This is a genomic window from Paraburkholderia sp. C35 (genome assembly GCF_003121405.1).
GTDB lineage: Bacteria > Pseudomonadota > Gammaproteobacteria > Burkholderiales > Burkholderiaceae > Paraburkholderia.
The window spans coordinates 1-19505 of the sequence record NZ_QBUY01000109.1; the positions used below are offsets into that span (position 1 = coordinate 1).

The window sequence follows — 19505 nt, forward strand, 5'->3', positions numbered from 1 at the left end:
GGTGTTAGCCCGCTTTCTTTTGCCTACTTTTCTTTGCGGCGGCAAAGAAAAGTAGGTGCCGCCCCGCACAGGGGCAACGCTAGCAAACCAGAAGCAAATCGCGGACGCCCGCGAAAACCCAAACCGCGAACGCCCCGCCGACCCCACCCAAAAAACCCACACACAGACATAAAACCGCCTAACCAACTACCCGCTCAACAGCCCCCACCGCCTGCGCGGTAGCATCCAAACCACAACAATCAACCACAATCCGCTCCGGCATCGCACGCAGCCAGGTCAACTGCCGCTTGCACAACTGCCGCGTCGCGAAGACGCCCTTATCGCGCATGGTGTCGTAATCGATCAGACCGTCGAGATATTCCCAGGCCTGGCGATAGCCCACACACCGCATCGACGGCAAGCCAGGATGGAGATCGCCGCGATCCCGCAGCCGCCGCACTTCATCGATAAATCCGTGCGCGAGCATCGCATCGAATCGCGCTGCGATACGGGCGTGCAACACAATTCGATCAGACGGCTCCAGCGCAATCGGCACGAACCTGTACCGAAGTGCAGCATCGTCATCACGCGCAGGCGCCGCGAGCAGCGAAGACATCGTCTGCCCAGTCAGCATGAACACCTCGAGCGCCCGCTGGATCCGCTGCGAATCATTCGGCGCCAGACGTGCCGCCGTCACAGGATCGACGGCAGAGAGTCTCGCATGCAAGGCAGGCCAGCCTTCGCGTGCTGCATCGGCATCGAGCGTCGCGCGCACGTCGGGATCTGCAGCAGGCAGGTCGTTCAGCCCCTGCGTCAACGCCTTGTAGTACAGCATCGTGCCGCCGACCAGCAACGGCACATTGCCGCGCGCCACGATCTCGCCGATCAGCCGCAGCGCATCAGCCCGAAAATCGGCGGCGGAATAGGCATCGACGGGATCGACGATATCGATCAGATGATGCGGCGCCAACGCGCGTTCTTCCGCCGACGGCTTGGCCGTACCAATGTCCATCTCGCGATACACGAGCGCCGAATCGACGCTGATGATCTCGACAGGCGCGCGCGCAGCAAACGCCAGCGCAGCCGCCGTCTTGCCCGAAGCCGTCGGACCAAGCAGGCAGGCGAGGGGAAGCGCGGCGGATGGCGGCGTGGAGTGCGGATCGTGCTGCATCATGAGAAACGTGAAGACATACGGGCAGACATGCGTGAGCGGACAACCAGCACGGCCCCGCTCACTGTCCGCGCATGAACAGACGGTCGAGATCGCCGAGCGTCAGCTGATACCACGTCGGACGCCCGTGATTGCATTGGTCCGCGCGCTCGGTCGCTTCCATCTGGCGCAGCAGCGCATTCATTTCATCGAGCGTCAGACGCCGGTTGGCCCGCACCGCGTGATGACAGGCCAGCGTGCCGAGCAGTTCATGCTGACGCTCCGTCAGCACGCGCGAGCCGCCGTACGAATGCAGATCGGACAGCACCGCGCGCGCGAGCGCCTGCAAATCGGCATCTTTCAGCAACGCGGGCACGGCGCGGATCGCAATGGTGGTCGGCGACAGCACGGCGAGATCGAAACCAAGCGATTCGAGCGTCTCGCGCTCTTCTTCCACTACACCGATTTCCACGCCGTCAGCGGGCATCGATAGGGGAATGAGCAGCGGCTGCACGGCGATCGCACGATCCGTGAGCGCGTTCTTGAACTGCTCGTACAGAATGCGCTCGTGCGCCGCGTGCATATCGACGATCACGAGGCCGCGCGCGTTCTGCGCCAGCACGTAGATGCCGTGGATCTGACCAAGCGCGAAGCCGAGCGGCTGTTCGTCGTGCGCGTCGAAGCTCTGCGGCGCGCCGGACGGCTGCGCTGCGAAACCGTCGAAGCCCGCGAACGGCGAAGGCGTGCCGCTGCCGTCGGTGGAATCGGCTGCGTCGCGCAGTTCGAATGTGGTCGTGCCTTGCGACGTGCCCGCGCCCGCATCCTTACGTCCGAACAGCGCGTCGTACAACGCGAGCGGCTGCGCCACGGGCAGCGAGCCTTGCCTCATGCTCGCCTGGCGCATCCATGTGTTGCCCGGTTGCGAACTGCCGCCGTCGCTGACGCGGAAACCGCCGCCCAGCGGCGTCGAGCCAAACGATGAAGGCGAACCGGACATTCCCGGCGAGGCGGCAGGCATTGGCTCGATGCGCGCCGCGTGCCCACCCGACGTCGTTTCCGGCGACGCCCCAGCGTGCCGCGCAAGCGCGCGTTGCACGGCGTGGAACACGTACTGGTGAATCGAGCGCGAATCGCGAAAACGCACTTCGATTTTCGACGGATGCACGTTCACATCGACAGCCTCGGGCGGCAGGTCGAGGAACAGCACATACGACGGATAGCGATCGCCATGCAGCACATCTTCATAGGCCGCGCGCACCGCGTGCGTGAGCAGTTTGTCGCGCACGAAGCGGCCATTGACGAAGAAATATTGCTGGTCGGCGCGGCCGCGGCTGGCCGTCGGCAGACCGGCGCAACCATAGACGGCCAGCGGCCCCGCCGATTCATCGAGGGGCAGATGCGCCGTCGCGAATGTTTCGCCGAGAATCTTCGCTACGCGCGTGGCGGGATCGGTTGCGTTCCAGTGCTCGACGGCACGCCCGTTATGCAGCACTGAAATGGCCACGTCGGGCCGTGCGAGCGCCGCGCGCCGGATCATCTCGAGACAATGGCCGAGCTCGGTCTGCTCGCTCTTCAGGAATTTGCGGCGCGCGGGCGTGTTGAAATACAGTTCGCGCACTTCGATGGTCGTGCCGCGCGTGCCTGCTGCCGGCGATAGCGCACCCGTCTGCGCGTCGATACGTGTAGCGTGCGAAGCGTTCTCAGTGCGGCTCGTGATATGCATGTCCGACACCGATGCAATCGACGCCAGCGCTTCACCGCGAAACCCGAGGGTCGCAACAGCTTCCAGTTCGGCCAGCGAGCGGATCTTGCTGGTCGCGTGGCGCATCAATGCGAGGGCCAGTTCGCTTTCGGGAATGCCGCAGCCGTCGTCGGTGATCGAGATGCGCTTGACGCCGCCTTCGTCGAGCAGAATGCGCAATGTCTTCGCGCCCGCATCGAGTGCGTTTTCGAGCAGTTCCTTCACGACGGAAGCCGGCCGTTCGCCCACTTCGCCTGCGGCAATCTGGCTGATCAGCTGGTCGGGCAGCGCCTGGATGGCGCGCAACGGACGCGGCGTAAGCGCGCTTTCCGCGGTGCTTGCGTCGCGCGTCGACGCCGGATTCGGCGCGGCCGGCACGTCGGCAGGGGCGTGGTCGAGCGCCTCGGCGCGCGTTTCGGAAGATTCGGGGATCGCGGACATGGCGAAATTATAGCGATTCGTCGCAGATCGTCTGAACGTGCACATATCCGGCGACTTTTTTTAAAGTCGTCATGGCACTTTCGGTATCATGGCGCGGTCAATTTCCTGCCTCCGACGCGTTTCGCCCCTTTAGTGGCGCGCGCGAGGCACGCCATGCGCGACGGGCCGCCGTTTGCGTCACGCCAGCCATCTGCTTTTAAAAGGACGACCCTTTGGACACGCTGCTGCAATTCGTCAATCTTGTCCTGCATATCGACAAGTTTCTGGGAGTCTTCATCCACCAATACGGCGCGTGGGTCTACGCGGTGCTGTTCCTGATCGTGTTCTGCGAAACGGGCCTCGTCGTGCTGCCGTTCCTGCCGGGCGATTCGCTGCTGTTCATCGGCGGCGCGTTCTGCGCAACGGGCGAGATGAACATCGAGCTGCTGATCGTGCTGTTGCTGGTGGCTGCCGTGCTCGGCAATACGGTCAACTATCTGATCGGCCGTGCTATCGGGCCGAAGGTGTTCAATTCGCACATACCCGTGCTGGAAAAATTCCTCGACCGCGAAGCGCTGCGCAAGACCCACAACTTCTACGAGCGTCACGGCGGCAAAACCATCGTGCTGGCGCGCTTCATTCCTGTCGTGCGGCCCTTTGCGCCGTTCGTCGCGGGTGCATCGATGATGAGCGTCAAGCGCTTCCAGTTCTTCAATGTCGCGGGCGCGCTGTTCTGGGTGCTGCTGCTTACGCTGCTCGGTTATTTCTTCGGCAACATTCCGTTTATCCGCCAGTATCTGAATGTGATCGTGCTGGTCGGCATCGGCGCTGCTGTCGTGCCCGTCGCGTTCGGTGCGCTGTGGAAGATCCTGCGCAGCAAGCGTCAGCCGACGGGTTCGGCTGGCAATAACACGGGTCATTGAAATGAGGCGGCGGGCATCGCATCACGTCGATGCCCGCATGCGCCTAAGCAGTCCGCCTGATCAGTCCGCAGCTAGACGCGTCCGATCAGGCCGCGACAACCGCGTTACGAAGCCACGCGCCGCACGACGGGCGTTTCCGGTGTCGGATAGCCCGCTTCGCGGAAAGTCTCGATGATCGCGCGGTTCGTGTCGAAATACACCTGCCAGTAGTTGTCGTTGTGCGTGTAAGGCCGCACGCACAGCATCGGCCCTTCGGGCGTGAACGACAGCACTTCGATATCCGGCGCCGGGCTCTCGGACACATTCGGAATCTTCGCGATAGCCGCTCGCAGCCGGTTCGCGGCATCGATGGGATCGACGCCGTTCGCCACCTTCGCCGTCAACTCGACGCGCCGCACCGGCTGCGCGCTGAAGTTGGAAATGATGCCCGAGAAGATCGTGTTGTTCCCGCCGATGGTCAGCACGTTGTCGGGTGTGACGATCGTCGTGCCGAACAGGCCGAGTTCCTGAACGGTGCCCGTCACGCCGCCCGCCGTGACGAAATCCCCCACCTTGAACGGCCGCAGCACCTGCATGAAGATGCCTGCCGCGAAGTGGGAGAGCAGGCCGCCCCACGCAGTGCCGATGGCAAGACCAAGACCCGCGAGCAGCGCGGCGAACGACGTGGTCTGCACGCCGAACACCTGCAGGATGGCGAGTATCAGGATCAGGTTCAGCAGCGCGCCGAGGATCGAACCCAGATAGTTCGCGAGCGTCGGATCGACCTTGCTGTTGCGCGCAAGCACCTTGCGCATCAGGCTGATGACGAGTCCGATCACCCATCGCCCGATGATCCACAGAACGATCGCACCGAGTACCTTGGTCCCGAAGTCGATGCCCCGGGTCATCAGAAAGACGCGTACGGCTTCGATATCCACGATTCCCTCGCTTGAGTCGGTTGCGTATGACTGACTGCGTGCATGCGACGATGCAGCGGACGCGAGGCGGATCAGCAGAGCGGACGCCGCGTCCATCGCATGTGCTACACGACGTTGTTATCCGTACGGCGAACGGCTTGAACGGGCAGGGTTGCCCGGGATGCGAGTCGTGACGGCGCAGTTGCCGTCACCTGCAATCATCGACTGTTATAGGCGATGGCGCGGCAGGCAGCAAGACATATTCCAGGCCGGAACGGTCTGCTGCCGTTGCGCTCAATGCGCGGAGGGCGATGCACCCATTACAGCGCGTGCTGCCGCGCGACCGGCTGCCTTGCGGCTGCGAATGCGCGACAGGCACAGCGCGATGGCGCACGACGTCAGCCAGGCGGCGAGGCGCGGCAGGAACGCCTCCAGCGTGCTGAACTGACCGTAACGCATCTGTGCGTCGGAAAACACCAGAAAGGTCAACGCGACATCGAACAGCAGCGCGACGGCGACGAGCACGACGAATACCAGGTAGCCGTTCGCTTTCACGTCGGGCCGCATCCAGTTGATCACGCAACATGTCGCCAGCAGCGCGGCGAGGATGACCAGATTCGACATCAGATCGAGCAGGAAATTGATCATGGCGTTGAGATGAAAACGTTCTCTTATGAAAGTCCGCTCGCATGGTGACGTCGAAGCGCGGTCACGGCATGGGCATGGCGGCGCGATCATTGCACGTCTTTTCATCTCGATAAACGCAAATGTCTGGACTCCGGAACAAGACGTTGGCGATGCACGACATGCGTAACGCTTTCGTCACTATTTCGGATGCCAAATGTTAAAAAGGGTCTCCGGTTGCCCGGAGACCCTTTTGATTTTTCTCAAGCGACGCGTAATCGTGTCGTCGCCTTCAGCCGCTTGAGCGCGCTATTTATTGCCTGAGCGATGCGGCTGGTGTGAAGTCTTCCGCATCGACGTCGTAGCCGGACGGCTCCCAGCGGATCGCGAGCAGCGCGACGAGGCCAGCCAGCGGGGCAACCGCGATGATCCAGAACACGCGCGTGTGCATCGCGGCGGCGAGCACCGGGAACAGGAACAGCGAGACGGTGGAACTGGCGCGCATCAGCGTCTGGTTGAAGCCGACGCCCACGCCGCGCAGCGAGGTCGGATAGCTCAGCGACGCGAACGTCATGCTGTGCGAGCCGGGGCCGAAGCCCTGTCCGAACAGGAACAGCGCGAGCATCGCGATCGCAATGGCGACCTGCGCGCCGCCCGCCGGCTTGCCGACCACGGCGAGACCCACCAGCGCGACGAGCTGGCAGGCGTAGCCGAGCACCGTCATGTTCCATGCGCCGAACCTCGGCACCGTGCGCACGGCGATGATGCCGCCGACGAACGCAAACGCCAGATTGAGCACCAGCGACGCGAGGATCGTGGTGAGCAGCGACTGCGCGAGGAAGCTCGAAATGATGACGGGCAGGCCGAACGCAACCGCGTTATACGCAAACGACGACGCAATGCCGATCACCGTCGCCAGCACGGTGCGCTTCAGATAGACGCCCTTGAGCAGCGTGCCGTAGTTCTTCCACGAGGCGGCGCGCACGTGAGTCTGCTTCGTATTGGCGGCAGCATCGGGCGCGACATCGGCATCGATGCCATACGAGCGTTTTAGAATCTGCGCAGCGCCGTTGAGATCGCCCTGATTGGCGGCCCAAACCGGCGACTCGCTGATATAGCGGCTGCGGATCAGGATGATGACGATGGCGGGCACGGCGCCGAAGCCGAGAATCAGACGCCATAGCAGCGGCTGGTGGCTCGCCGGTAAGGTCGAGTAGAACGCGAGCACGAGCAGATACGACACGCTGATGGCTGCATACCAGACGGGGCACCACATCGCCACGCGCGCGGCCTTGTTGCCTTTGCCTTGCAGTCTTGAGAACTCGGCGAGAAACGCCATCGCCACGGGCAGATCGATACCGACGCCCAGCCCCATCACGAAGCGCGCACCGCCGAGCACCCAGGCATTCGGCGCGAACGCGCACGCGAGCGCGGCGATCACGAAGAAGAACATGTCGGCCATGAACACGCGATACCGGCCGATGCGGTCAGTCAGAAAGCCGCCCAGAAATGCGCCGACAATCGCGCCGAACGTGATCGCTGAGGCGACGAAGCCGGTGCCCGCGGGCGTCAGCGAGAATTCGCGCGCGACGTCCTTCAGGCCGAAGGCGAGGGCGCCGAGATCGTAGGCATCGAGAAACACGCCGCCGAGCGCGATCGCGACGACGATGCGTGCATCGCTGCCGATAGCAGCGCCCTGGTTGACGAGTGCCGACACATCGGCGGCGGAACGGATGACAGGCTTGCCGGACGCGCGGGACGGAGCCTGCGCGACGCCTGTTTCGGGCGCGAAAACGGTGGACATGCGGCTCGTACGCGCAAAAACGCGCAAAAGGCGGAATCGTACTGGCGCGCATTCGCCATCAACAACGTTATTTTTGTTATTAGCTCATGCCTACAGTCATGCGTGCTGCATCGTCCCAATTTTCGGAACGATGCAAGCCTGAATGGGCGATCAGCCTTTGGACATGCTGTGGCGGTGCGCCGCGCGGTAATCAGTTGGCGAGATGGACAGGCGCTTGCGGAAGATCTTGGCGAGTCCGTCGCCGCTGCGCACGCCACAGCGGCGCGCGATGCCGTCGATGGACATGTCGGTTTCCGCCAGCAGCAGGCAACTGGCGTCGAGGCGCGCGCGCAACAGATATTCCGACGGCGTCAGCCCGACCTGCGCCTTGAAGCGCCGCAGGAAGTTTCGTTCGCTCATCTTCGCGACCTCGGCGGCTTCCGCCACCGAGATATGACGCGTGTAGTTCTCGCGGATCCAGTGCGCGGCCGTCGTGATCTTGCGGGTGATGCCCTTTTTTTCGTCGTCGTCGAGAATCGCGTCGAGGCGGCGCGATGCGCCCGACAGCGCGCGTTCCGACACCAGCCGCGCGATCGGCGTGCCGTGGTCGCGCTTGATGACCGTCAGCGCAGCGGCGATGGACCGCACGGGTGCGTCCACGTCGATCGATGCGCCAGGCTCGATCTGCCAATGCGTTTCATTGGCGACGGGCGCGGTGGGATTGCCGGTGTCGTCGTCGGTGGCGTCGGGCATGCTGCGCCAGCCGCGCCGCTCGAAGGCGATATCGGCGGCGGCGAGCACGCCGAGGCCTTCGTCGAGCGCCTTCACCACGCGGATTTTCGGCGCGATGGCGCGCAGCCGGCGGATCAGCCTCTCATTGGCCTTGGCGCGCGATGCGCCCGGCCCGCCGACGATGAATAGCGTATCGAAGCCGTTCAACAGCGGGCCGTTGAGGCTTTCCGTCCACACGCGCAGCGCACAGCTGCTGACCACGCTGCCGCCCATTTCGGACAGCATCACGATCGAATACGAGGGTTCGACACCTGAAGCTTCGGAGCCGGATTGATCGGCTTGTGCTTCGTTGGCGAGTCGGAATGCGTCAGCGAGCAGACAAACGTCGCTTAGCGGAAATCGTTCAAAAACGAGAATTCCTATACGTTTGACCATGTGCCCGACATTGACGACTGCGCTCGACGAGGTTGAATCCATCCACCGACTCACCGCGTGCTCATATCGCATCGTCTGTCTCCAGTGCCGAGGACGGCGAAAGAATGAAGGTCTGCGTGCCTTGCGTCCATCATAGGCCGACGTATTCCCACGCTGAACGTTTGAGTCGGAAAAGACCGAGAAGTTGGCAGATCGGCTCGATATTCGCGGAATACTCTGGCGTATCGATGCTTATCAATCAACTCAAAGAGGCGAGAGCATGCTCAGCATACGCAAGGCGGTGTTCCCCGTGGCCGGTCTCGGTACCCGGTTCCTTCCCGCGACGAAAGCCAGCCCCAAAGAAATGCTACCCGTAGTGGACAAACCGCTGATCCAGTACGCAGTCGAGGAGGCCATTGCAGCGGGCATCACCGAGATGATCTTCGTGACGGGGCGCAGCAAGCGCGCCATCGAAGACCATTTCGACAAGTCGTACGAGGTCGAGTGCGAACTGCTCGCGCGCGGCAAGCTCGCGCTGCTCGAACTGGTGCAGAACATCAAGCCGAGCCATGTCGAATGCTGCTATGTGCGCCAGCCGGAGCCGCTCGGGCTGGGCCACGCGGTGCTGTGCGCGGAAAAGCTGGTGGGCGACGAACCGTTCGCCGTGATCCTCGCCGACGATCTGCTCGATGGCGAACCGCCCGTGCTGTCGCAGATGGTGAGTCTCTTCAATCACTATCATTGCTCGATTGTCGGCGTTGAGGAAATCGGCAGGCAGGAATCGCGCTCGTATGGCGTGATCGACGGCAAGCGTTGGGATGACCGGCTCTTCAAGATGTCGGGCATCGTCGAAAAACCCGCGCCGGAAGATGCGCCGTCCAATCTCGGCGTGGTGGGCCGCTATGTGCTGATGCCCAAGATCTTCGATCATCTGCGCCGTCAGCAGGCGGGCGCGGGCGGCGAGATCCAGCTGACGGACGCGATCCAGGCGCTGCTCGGCGGCGAACAGGCGCTGGCGTATCAGTATCGCGGCAAGCGTTTCGACTGCGGCAGCAAGCTCGGTTATCTGAAGGCGACGGTTGAGTTCGCATTGCGCCATCCCGAGGTCAAGGAAGCGTTCGACGCGTATCTGAAGGGCCGCATGCAGGCCGGGCAGGGCGCGCACGGCGAGGGCGCGCAGCAGGAACTGGCGGAACTGTTGAGCCGCGTCTGATCGCTTGATTAAGTCAACGGCGCGGCGGAGCGATCCGCCGCGCCGTTTTCTTTTGCACGACTGCTCGCGCCACTGCGACGTGGACGCGGCCCGTAAGTGTCAGCGGAAATACGCCTTGGTGTTCTCGTGCACGTCGTCGCGCGCGAGCAGCGCTTCCGGCGTGAGCCAGATATAGCGGCTGTGCTGATCGAAACGGCCGACCGACGCCGTGTTCTCGAGCGTGAGAAAGTAGGCGATCACCACGTAGTGCGTCGTGATCTTGTCCGCGCCTGCGAAGTTGTCCTTGTAAAGATGCTCGAACAATCCACCGAATCGCGCCGCTGAGCGTTCCATCCCCGCGATGCCCAGTTCCGAATCGACGATGCGTGTGAAAGCGGCATCGAGCCGCTCATTTTTGCAGATGCGTCCGCCAGGCACGAACCATGTGCCGAGTGCCGGCCGGTTGCGCCGATGTCCGACCAGTACGCGCCCCGCGTAATCGGACACGATCAGGTCGATCGACACGAGGGGTGTCATCTTGACGACCTGAAGAAAATCGCCTGCTTCGAGAAAATCGGCTCACGTGGCGGCCATATCTCTCTCTCGTCATGTGGTTTTGTTTAATGGGGCAGCAAAGCGGGATAGTCGACAGCGCCGCGTTACATGCGCACTTCGCAGCCAGCGCGCACTCACACGCGCCGCCGCTTACCTGCCTCTCTAGTGATGATCGTGATCGTTGGCGAACAGCCGCGAGGTGGTTCCGAACAGAAAAGCGATGACGACGCCGATCCCCACGCACAGCAGCAGCGCGGAGGCCAGCATTGCGACCACCACTACCATGATCCAGCCCAAACCCGTCATTCCACCGCTCCGTCGTCATGGCTTCGCGGGCATGCGCGATGTGACGCGCGCATGACGCGAGGCTTGCGGCATTGCACAGAGTCTAAGCGCAGCAATAAACAGCGGCTCAGGCGTCTGACGCCTAAATGCCGTCTCGTATGGCCAAATCGAACGATGATGCGTGAGCGTGCGCGACGCGCTTCGTTTGCGTCCTGTCCGGCACGCTGCTTCGCCCACGCTTCCTCATGGCGCGACGTAGCCCGCAGGCGTCGTCACGTTGGCTTTCATCACCGCGACATTCGACGACACCACGTACACCGGCGTCTCCGTCAGCGCGAGCGATACGTAGCCATCTTCGTACGGCACGCTCGACGGATTGCCCATCATGTCGAACACCGTCACCTTGCCTGCCGTGCCTGGCGCGTCGACCTGCAGACGCCATGTGACGCCAGTCGTCGGATCGAAGTGCGTGGACTTGTTCCACTTCGCGTTGTCATGCGTCCATGCCGCCGTGACGACCTTGCCGTTGTTCAGGCGCTCGAACGCATAGGCGTACACGCCCGTCGGCGTGCGCTTGACGGGTCCGAGCGTGGCCGTGCCATCGATCAGCCGCGTCATCGCCGCCACCACCGACGCTGCCGGCTTCGGGCTGACGGTGGTCGGGCCAAATGCGCCCTTCGGATGATCGAGATCGAAGAACACGCCGTAGCCGGGCGTGGCGGCGGGCGAGTCGTTCGAATAGAAGATGTAGGTCATGTCCGCGCCTTCACCGAGCAGGATCAGATGCGTGCGTGCGACCACGGCACCTTGCGCATACAGCACGTCGTTGGGCGGGTAGTGCGGACCATACTGTTCGCCGACGTCGTAGCTGATGCCCAGTTCCGTGTTGAACAGCTTCGCGCCCGGCTTGTACTGCTGGGCCATCACGGCCCGCAACGCGCGCATCGCAGTGGGCAGCGCATATTTCGCCTGCTGCGGATCGCTCGCGTTCATCAGACGTTCGGGTGGATGCGACGGGCTGTTGCCACCCGGATCGTAATAGCCGTGAATGGCGATGCCGTCGAGATACTTCGGCAGGCCGAGCGGCGCGAGACGCGTCAGCCATTCAACATTACCGACCACCGATCCATACGTCGGCCCCATCACGACCGCATTCGGATCCGTCGCATGAATGCCTTCGTGCACGACCTTATATAGCTCGACGAAATTCGCGTCGGTGTCGCGCCACGGCAGGCCGCCTGCGGCATCGGGTTCCCACGTCACCTGATAGTAATTGCTCTGTTGCGTGGGAAAGACCGTGCTGCGCACGCGGCTCGATTCAGTGCCTACGCGCTGCATGTATTCGCGCAGCGCATCGGTCGATTTCGGCAGATAGCTGTGAGTCTGCTTGCCCGTCGGACTCGCCCACCCAGGAATGCCGTCGAGCTGGATCAACCGCAGCAGGTCGCCTTTGCGGAACCACGGTGCGAGTTGCGCAGTGGCGGGATTGAAGGTGTCCGGGCGATCGGGTTCTTCCTTGTACCAGTTGCGATTGTCGTTGACCCACGTGAGGCCGAGCCGCGTATAGAGCGGACGATAACCGTCGCCATCGCAGCAGTGCTGACCGGGGCCCACGAACGCGCCGCCCTGGCCGCCAAAGCGATGCAGGTCCGCGCGCGCGAAGTGCACGGGCGGCACGCTTGCCGACACATCCGGCAGCACGCCAAACGTCGCGATGCCCTGCGGACGCGTGCCGCGGGTCGGCAATTGTCCATGCGCCTGATCAAGCGATGCGGACAGGGCGAAGTATCCCGCCAGCGACGATTCGCAATTGAGCGTCACCTGACGCGCGCCTTGCGGCACGCCATACACGCCGCTTGCCTGCACGGTGCCCCACGCATCGCGGATCTTCCACGCGAGCTTGTCGTCGTGCGGCGCGCGTGTCGTGATGACAATCTGGAACGAACGGTCGAGCGGAAAGAGACGGGTGCCATCGCTTCCGGGTGTGTCCGCTTCGATCAGATCGCCCTGTGCGTTCGCCGCCGCAACGTCAGCCGATTTGTTACAACGGAGTCCTTGCGAATCGTTCGCACGAGGCGGCGCTTTCATCGGCCACTCGCTGTCGTCGGACGATAGCGATGCGGACGTCGTGGCGGCTTTGGCCGAAGCAGCAGGGCTCGCTGCGTCGTTCGCGCCTGCTATCCAGCATTGCTTGAGCTCGCCCGGGGCGGGATCGCCGAAGATGGCGTTATTACATGGTGTGCCGTTTGTCAGCGACTTGACAGTGTTGTGCGCTTCGCTGCCGTAGTGTACGTCGCGCGTGCCGCTGAAGCTGCACGTGCCGCGTTCGTCTGCACAATGCGTCCAGTTGCCGGCGTGACTGGCCACCTGTTCGTTATCGGCCGACGCGTTGTCACAGCCGCTCGCTATCGCCATGCATGAGGCAAGCATCGCGAGTCGCAAGGTGAGCGAAACATCGCGCAAAGCATTGCGTGAAAAAAACCCACGCAAATGTGAAACGCATCTCTTACCGCGGCTGCATTCGACATCAGTCATTCTTCCCCCCAAACGGTATCGATGACCGGGTACGCGCATATGGCGCGACCAAGATTACACCGTCGAGTTAGCAGGAATTGGACGTTACCTAGTGTCTGTGCGCAACTTCGCTGGCGGATCGATACGAATGTTGCGTCGTCGCGACGCTTGCCTGTGGCGAGATTCGACTAATCGCGCTGACCCGCTATGCATAACGGTTCACGACGGTGGGACAAGGTGTTTGCGTGTCCGAATGAACCTGGATGGTCGATCGAAACACACGTTTGACTGCACCTGGTTAGCGCCAATTCGCCTCGCCCTGGGGCCTGATGTTTCGCGTTTGAAACATTAATTGATTTATTTATAGCGAATCGAAAAAAGGAATAGAAGAAATTATTTGGACACGCAATTCCGTTCTTATAATTCCTAATTCGTGCCTTTGTGTGCGCGAAATCCTCATATCAATCGCGGCTTCATTTCATATTAGCAAATAGCCATTTTTATCGGGTATTGGGATAAACAGGTAGGGGTGCGGGTAAGTATTGCGGCCCTTAATTGTAAAACCGAAAAAATTGCTGTTTTATTGGTCAGAGGAAAACGTAGTTGCAACAAAATGTAAGGCTTTGTGTCAAGCCTGGCGCGCTCTTCGACGTGTAGTTCATTCAGGGTTGCTTCGTCTTATGGAATGGCGAATTAGCCCGGAATTGGCGGCCCGTAATAATCGGTTTATCTGATTGTTAAATATGGGCTGAAAGCCGGATAGCACCCACCGGACCGAATACGCCAATACATCGTCAGTTTCAGTCAGTAGCCGCCGGGATTGTTTTTTTAATGCGTATGATGCACTGCACATCACACGCATTTAACTAGTTCTTTCCACACCGGAATGGTCAAGGGGGAAGAGTCATGGCGTATGCAAGTCTGGAATCTCCGATGGTTGGCTGGGTGCGCGCGCCGGAGCGTAGCGCGCATTACGCAGCCGCCACTCGCCACATTGCAATCCTGCTGTTCGACGGGTGTTCTCTTCTTGGCGCAGGCATCGTTGCCGAGGTTTTTCACGTTGCTAACGAACTGTCCTCATCCGCCAGTCACAGCTGGACGTACGACGTAAGCTTCCTTTCAGCAGCAGGCGGCAACATTACCTGCTCGTCGTCGATTCGCGTGTGGACGGACGGACTCGATGCACGTCATTACATGGGGTTCGATGCATTGTTCGTTGCCGGCGGCAAAGGCGCGCGCAATGCAGCCCGCGACGAGCGGCTGATTGCCTGGCTGCGGCGTGTGCATGCGAACACGAGCACGGTGCGCCCGATCGGCGAAGGCCGCTCGCTGCTCGAAGCGGCCTGCATCAATGGCCAGCAACGCGATTTCGGCAGCTACACGGTGCGCGAAGAACAACGCGACGACCGCACCAACGGAACAGAAGCGAACGACCGGCTGGAATCGATGAAGAGCGCGCTGATGCTGATCAAGCGCGACCTGGGCATCGACGTCGCACGCAATGTTGCCGAACGCCTGATGCCCGACGCCGGCGACAGCCTGATGTCGCTGCTCGGCGACAGCACTGGCAAGAGTCCCGCCGACAAGGTGCGCGCCGCAGCGCGCTGGTTACAGGAGAACTGCCAGCGGTCGATCTCGATCGCGGACGCGGCCCAGGTGGCTGCGATGAGCGAACGCAATTTCCTGCGTCGCTTCAAGATGGAAGTGGGCGTCACTCCGTCCGATTATCTGTTGCATGCACGGCTTGCGATCACCTGCAGCCTGTTGACCGATTCCGAACTGCCCGTCGACAAGATCGCACGGCGCACGGGCATGGGCAACGGCGATCGCCTGGCCAAGATCTTCCGCAAGCGGATGAAAGTCTCGCCGACGGAATACCGGATGAAAACCCGGCGCGAAGCCGGCATCTAGCGCCGGTCACGATCCGAAGTGCGTCGCAGGTCTTCTAGCCAGGCGTTAAGTGGCGAATGTTAAGGAGTGCGTAAATGCTGATTGACCAGAACAATCCGACGAATGCGGCAGCACCCGCCGGCAGCTTGCCGGCCTGCACGCAGATCGTGCCGGTGATCCTGGCGGGCGGATCGGGGACGCGGCTATGGCCGATGTCGCGTGAAAACTTTCCGAAGCAGCTGATCGGCGTGGTGGGTTCGGAATCGCTGTTGCAGGACACCGTGCACCGGATGGAAGGCTTTCCGGCTGGCTGGGATGTATCGAATGCGCCTATCGTCGTATGCGGCGAAGAACATCGCTTCGTGATCGCCGAGCAGCTCACGTGCAATTCATGCACGCCGCGCCTCGTGGTCGAACCGGCGCGTCGCGACACGGCGCCCGCACTGACGCTGGCGGCAGCGCTCGCCTGCGCCAATGGCGAGGACGCGATTCTCGTCGTGATGCCGTCCGATCACGCCATTAGCGATGTGCCTGCCTTGCAGCACGCGCTCGAAATTGCCGCGCGCCACGCGCAGAACGGCTCGATTGCGACGCTCGGCGTGCCGCCGCGCGCGCCGGAAACGGGCTTCGGTTATATCCGCGTCGGCAAGAAGCTGGATGACGATGCGCGCGAAATCGACGGCTTTGTCGAAAAGCCCGCAGCGGAGCTGGCAAAGCAATATCTCGCGCAAGGCACGTACTGGTGGAACAGCGGCATCTTCATCGTGCGCGCCAGCGTGTGGCTCGCCACCTTGCAGTCGTTGCAGCCCGACATGCATGCAGCGTGTCTCGCCGCTTTCGTACAGGGCCAGTCGGACGGCACGACGTTCCGTCCGTCGGCGGATGCCTTCACGCGCTCGCCTGCCGATTCGATCGATTACGCGGTGATGGAGCGGCTGAATGCATCGGCGGGCTGGACCTCGGCGGGCGTGGTCGTGCCGCTGAACGCAGGCTGGTCCGATCTAGGTTCGTGGGACGCCGTGTGGGCCGCACAGCCGAAGGACGAAGCGGGCAATGTCGGACGTGGCCGCGTGATGTTCGAAGGCGCCGTATCGAGCTATGCGCATTCGGACGGCCGTCTGGTCGCCTGTGTCGGCACTACCAACGTGGTGGTGGTCGAAACGGCGGACGCCGTGCTGGTCGCCGACCGTTCGCGCGTGCAGGACGTGAAAGGGCTGGTCGCGCGCATCAAGGCGCAGAAAGCGCCCGAGGCCGATGCGCATCGCAAGGTGCGCCGCCCGTGGGGCTTCTATGACTCGATCGATCACGGTGACCGCTTTCAGGTCAAGCGCATCGTCGTGACGCCGGGCGCCAAGCTGTCGCTGCAACTGCATCACCATCGCGCGGAGCACTGGATCGTCGTGCGCGGCACGGCGCTCGTCACGCGCGGCGACGAGCAGTTCCTGCTGACGGAAAACGAATCGACCTACATTCCGCTTGGCGTACGTCACCGGCTCGAAAACCCCGGCAAGGTGCCGCTCGAAATTATCGAAGTGCAATCGGGTTCGTATCTCGGCGAAGACGACATCGTCCGTTTCGACGACACCTACGGACGCTGCCAGCAGACACAGCAAGGGCAGCAGATGCAGCAAGCACAGCAGGAACCGCAGCAGTTGCAGGGCGCCAGCCCGCTTCAGGTTCAGGGACAGAGTCAGGGCACGGGGCAGAGCCCGACTCCCGTCGTGCGGTAAGGCACGCGCGGCGGCGTAGCACGCAACACCCCGAGCAGGTAACGAACGACGAATGGCAGGGTGAACGACATGCGGGATCTACAGGACTTTTTCGCGCGGGTCGCGGACGTGGCGCTGATTCTTCTAGGCGCCGTCGTCGCATCGCAGATCCGTTTCGACGAATTCTCTCAGCGCGGTTTCTACGACGCGTTCGTTCTCTTTTCCGCTGCGTTTGCGCTGGCGATGTTCCCGGCTTTCGGTGTCTATGTATCGTGGCGCGGCCGTTCGAAGCTGGCGCTCGCGGGTCAGGTTGCGCTGGCATGGCTGGTCGTGCAGGGATGTGCGATCGCGCTGATGTATTCGCTGCATCGTGTCGATATCGTGTCGCGCCTCTGGTTCGCTTACTGGACGGCGATGGCGGGCGGCCTGCTTATTTCGTGGCGGCTGATCGCGCATGCCGTGCTGGCGCGTGCGCGCCGCTGTGGATACAACCTGCATCAGGTGGCCATTGTCGGCACGGGCGGCCATTGCGACCAGATCCTGAGCCGCATCGAATCGCAGCCCGCGACCGGCTTTCGCGCGACAGCCGTACTGAACACGCATCCGGAAGAATCGCCGCTGACCAATCCGCGCGTGACCTGCTTCGATTCGCAATCGGCCTTCGCCGATTACGTGCGCAGTAACGACGTGCACGAACTGTGGCTGGCGCTGTCGCTCACCGACGAACGCACGATCTTTCGCATCGTCACCGAGTTTCGCAATGACCTCGTGAATATCCGCTTCATGCCGGACGTGCGCAGCCTTGCGCTGTTCGACACCAGTAGTGTGATCGAGCTGCTCGGCGTGCCCGCCATCAATCTGGTCGCGTCGCCGCTATCGTCGCGGGCGCTCTTCAAGAAAGACCTGTTCGACCGCGTGTTCGCCGCGTGCGCCATCATCGGCCTCGCTCCGCTGCTGATCGCGATTGCGCTGGCCGTGAAGCTGTCGTCGCCGGGCCCCGTGTTCTTCCGGCAAAAGCGCAAGGGCGCCGATGGCCGCGTGTTCCGCATCTACAAGTTCCGTTCGATGCGCGTGCATACCGAGGAAGCTGGCAAGGTCAGCCAGGCGACCAAGGGCGATCCGCGCATCACGAGGGTGGGCGCGTTCCTGCGCCGCACGAGTCTCGACGAGCTGCCGCAGTTCTTCAACGTACTGCGCGGCGACATGTCCGTGGTCGGGCCTCGCCCGCACGCACTCGAACACGACGATCTGTATCAGAAGGTCGTGGCCGGCTATATCCATCGTTACCGGATCAAGCCGGGTATCACAGGCTGGGCACAAATAAACGGCTTTCGCGGCGAAACCGATCGCATCGAAAAGATGGAGCGGCGTGTCGCGCATGACCTGTATTACCTGGGGCATTGGACGTTCTGGCTCGATATGCGAATCATCGGCGCCACGATCGTCAAGGGCTTCATCCATACCAACGCGTACTGAGACGGGGAGCATGCCTATGAATAAGCCAACGAACAAGGACCACGCTCCCGAGTCAGGAGGAACTGCCATGAACCAGCGAATCGGATTGGGTATCGGCGCACCGATACTGCTATCTATCTCGGTGTTGCTCTCGGCGTGCAGCATTGTGCCCGGACAACGTATGGTCTCACCGCCCTCGCTGCCCGATACAGGCGGTGAGTACAGCAGCGATCCGGAACAGAACGTCCAGATTCCCGTCACCGACATCAACCTCAAGCTGTTGCGCGACATGAAGGGCCAGACGACGGAACTGAACCAGCAGATCGCCGGCCTGTTCAGCACCAAGCCGCCCAGCTACAAGCTCGGGCCGGGCGACGTGCTGCAGATCACCGTGTGGGATCACCCCGAACTGGCCGCCGCGCTCGGCCAGCCGGCACAGAACGTGAACAAGGGCGACCCCGGTCTCGGCTTTCTCGTCGATGCCGACGGCAACATCCAGTTCCCGTACGCGGGCACGATGCACGTCGGCGGCAAGGACGCGAGCACGGTGCAGAAAGAGTTGTATCGCAAGCTGAGCGTCGTCTATTCGAAGCCTGAAGTGACGGTGCGTGTGTCGTCGTTCCGTTCGTCGCAGGTGTATGTGGACGGTGAAGTGCACGCGCCCGGACCCGCACAGATCAACGACATCCCGATGTCGCTGACGGAGGCGATCAACCGCACAGGCGGCTTCACGCCGAATGCCGATCAGAGCCACGTCGAGCTCACGCGCGACGGCCACACGTACGACATCAACGTGCCGGACCTGATCCGCCGCGGCCGTGCGCCGACCTCGATCTATCTGCAGCCGGGCGACCTGCTGCGCGTCGGGGCGCGCGACGAATACGGCGTGTATCTGATGGGCGAAGTGAACCGGCCCGCCACCATCATGCCGATGCGCGATGGACGTCTGTCGCTGGCTGAAGCGCTGTCGCAGGCAGGCAGCCTGAATCCGAACACGGCGTATGCGAAGCAGCTGTTCGTGATTCGCAATTCGATGGGCGACAAGCCGGAAATTTATCACCTGGATGCCACGTCGCCGACTTCGATGCTGCTTGCGAACCAGTTTAATTTGCAGCCGAAGGATGTCGTCTATGTCGACAACAACGGTCTCGTGAAATTCAACCGCGTGCTGTCCCTGCTGTTGCCGGCGATCAACGCTGGCGTGACGGCGGCGCTGCTCGCGAAGTAAGCGGGGAGTACGCGT

Annotated in this window: 14 protein-coding genes and 1 pseudogene; 6 read left to right on the top strand and 9 right to left on the bottom strand. The window is 62.2% G+C overall.

The features are described 5' to 3' along the window. Nucleotides 1-178: 178 nt before the first annotated feature. Both miaA and mutL read right to left on the bottom strand, forming a co-directional pair. A complete protein-coding gene (gene miaA / locus DK391_RS36815; protein ID WP_109482946.1) occupies nt 179-1150 on the bottom strand; it encodes a tRNA (adenosine(37)-N6)-dimethylallyltransferase MiaA in 972 nt (323 codons plus the stop codon). Nucleotides 1151-1211: 61 nt separating this feature from the next. Next, a complete protein-coding gene (mutL, locus tag DK391_RS36820) occupies nt 1212-3311 on the bottom strand; it encodes a DNA mismatch repair endonuclease MutL (RefSeq protein WP_109482947.1) in 2100 nt (699 codons plus the stop codon). Between the two features lie 212 nt (nt 3312-3523). Between mutL and DK391_RS36825 the strand changes: the two genes are divergently transcribed. Further along, nucleotides 3524-4213, top strand: coding sequence for a DedA family protein (locus tag DK391_RS36825; protein WP_109482929.1), 690 nt, complete (start codon nt 3524-3526; stop codon nt 4211-4213). A 104-nt stretch (nt 4214-4317) separates the two neighbouring features. On the opposite strand, the gene DK391_RS36830 is transcribed toward DK391_RS36825, so the two are convergent. From DK391_RS36830 to DK391_RS36845, 4 genes are all read right to left on the bottom strand, one after another. Then, entirely contained in the window at nt 4318-5130 is an 813-nt protein-coding gene (locus DK391_RS36830; RefSeq protein WP_109482948.1) for a mechanosensitive ion channel family protein, read from the bottom strand. A gap of 273 nt (nt 5131-5403) precedes the next feature. Then, nucleotides 5404-5757, bottom strand: a complete 354-nt coding sequence (locus DK391_RS36835) for a hypothetical protein (protein ID WP_109482930.1) — start codon at nt 5755-5757, stop codon at nt 5404-5406. A 289-nt stretch (nt 5758-6046) separates the two neighbouring features. Next, nucleotides 6047-7537: an MFS transporter gene (locus DK391_RS36840; protein WP_109482931.1), complete on the bottom strand. Its 1491-nt coding sequence runs from the start codon at nt 7535-7537 to the stop codon at nt 6047-6049. Nucleotides 7538-7687: 150 nt separating this feature from the next. After that, nucleotides 7688-8725: a helix-turn-helix domain-containing protein gene (locus tag DK391_RS36845; protein ID WP_239483054.1), complete on the bottom strand. Its 1038-nt coding sequence runs from the start codon at nt 8723-8725 to the stop codon at nt 7688-7690. A 217-nt stretch (nt 8726-8942) separates the two neighbouring features. On the opposite strand from DK391_RS36845, the gene galU reads away from it, so the two are divergent. Further along, the gene (galU, locus tag DK391_RS36850; RefSeq protein ID WP_109482933.1) at nt 8943-9875 is read left to right on the top strand and encodes a UTP--glucose-1-phosphate uridylyltransferase GalU; all 933 of its coding nucleotides are present in this window, start codon (nt 8943-8945) and stop codon (nt 9873-9875) included. 99 nt (nt 9876-9974) lie between these two features. Here galU and DK391_RS36855 read toward each other — a convergent pair. From DK391_RS36855 to DK391_RS36860, 3 genes and pseudogenes are all read right to left on the bottom strand, one after another. After that, a pseudogene (locus DK391_RS36855) lies at nt 9975-10415 on the bottom strand (GDP-mannose mannosyl hydrolase); the annotation flags it as partial. Between the two features lie 156 nt (nt 10416-10571). Beyond that, nucleotides 10572-10715, bottom strand: coding sequence for a hypothetical protein (locus DK391_RS45080; RefSeq protein ID WP_204117507.1), 144 nt, complete (start codon nt 10713-10715; stop codon nt 10572-10574). Between the two features lie 222 nt (nt 10716-10937). Further along, a complete protein-coding gene (locus DK391_RS36860; RefSeq protein ID WP_109482949.1) occupies nt 10938-13124 on the bottom strand; it encodes a hypothetical protein in 2187 nt (728 codons plus the stop codon). 990 nt (nt 13125-14114) lie between these two features. Here DK391_RS36860 and DK391_RS36865 point away from each other — a divergent pair. From DK391_RS36865 to DK391_RS36880, 4 genes are all read left to right on the top strand, one after another. Beyond that, nucleotides 14115-15119 carry a helix-turn-helix domain-containing protein gene (locus DK391_RS36865; RefSeq protein WP_109482934.1) on the top strand — a complete coding sequence of 335 codons (1005 nt, stop codon included), beginning with the start codon at nt 14115-14117 and terminating at the stop codon, nt 15117-15119. A 74-nt stretch (nt 15120-15193) separates the two neighbouring features. Continuing rightward, nucleotides 15194-16828 (top strand): mannose-1-phosphate guanylyltransferase/mannose-6-phosphate isomerase, encoded by a 1635-nt coding sequence (locus tag DK391_RS36870; RefSeq protein ID WP_109482935.1) that lies wholly within the window; start codon nt 15194-15196, stop codon nt 16826-16828. 69 nt (nt 16829-16897) lie between these two features. Continuing rightward, nucleotides 16898-18283 (top strand): undecaprenyl-phosphate glucose phosphotransferase, encoded by a 1386-nt coding sequence (locus DK391_RS36875; protein WP_109482936.1) that lies wholly within the window; start codon nt 16898-16900, stop codon nt 18281-18283. A gap of 67 nt (nt 18284-18350) precedes the next feature. Continuing rightward, on the top strand, nt 18351-19490 hold the full coding sequence (locus DK391_RS36880) for a polysaccharide biosynthesis/export family protein (protein WP_109482937.1): 1140 nt from the start codon (nt 18351-18353) through the stop codon (nt 19488-19490). Nucleotides 19491-19505 lie beyond the last annotated feature (15 nt).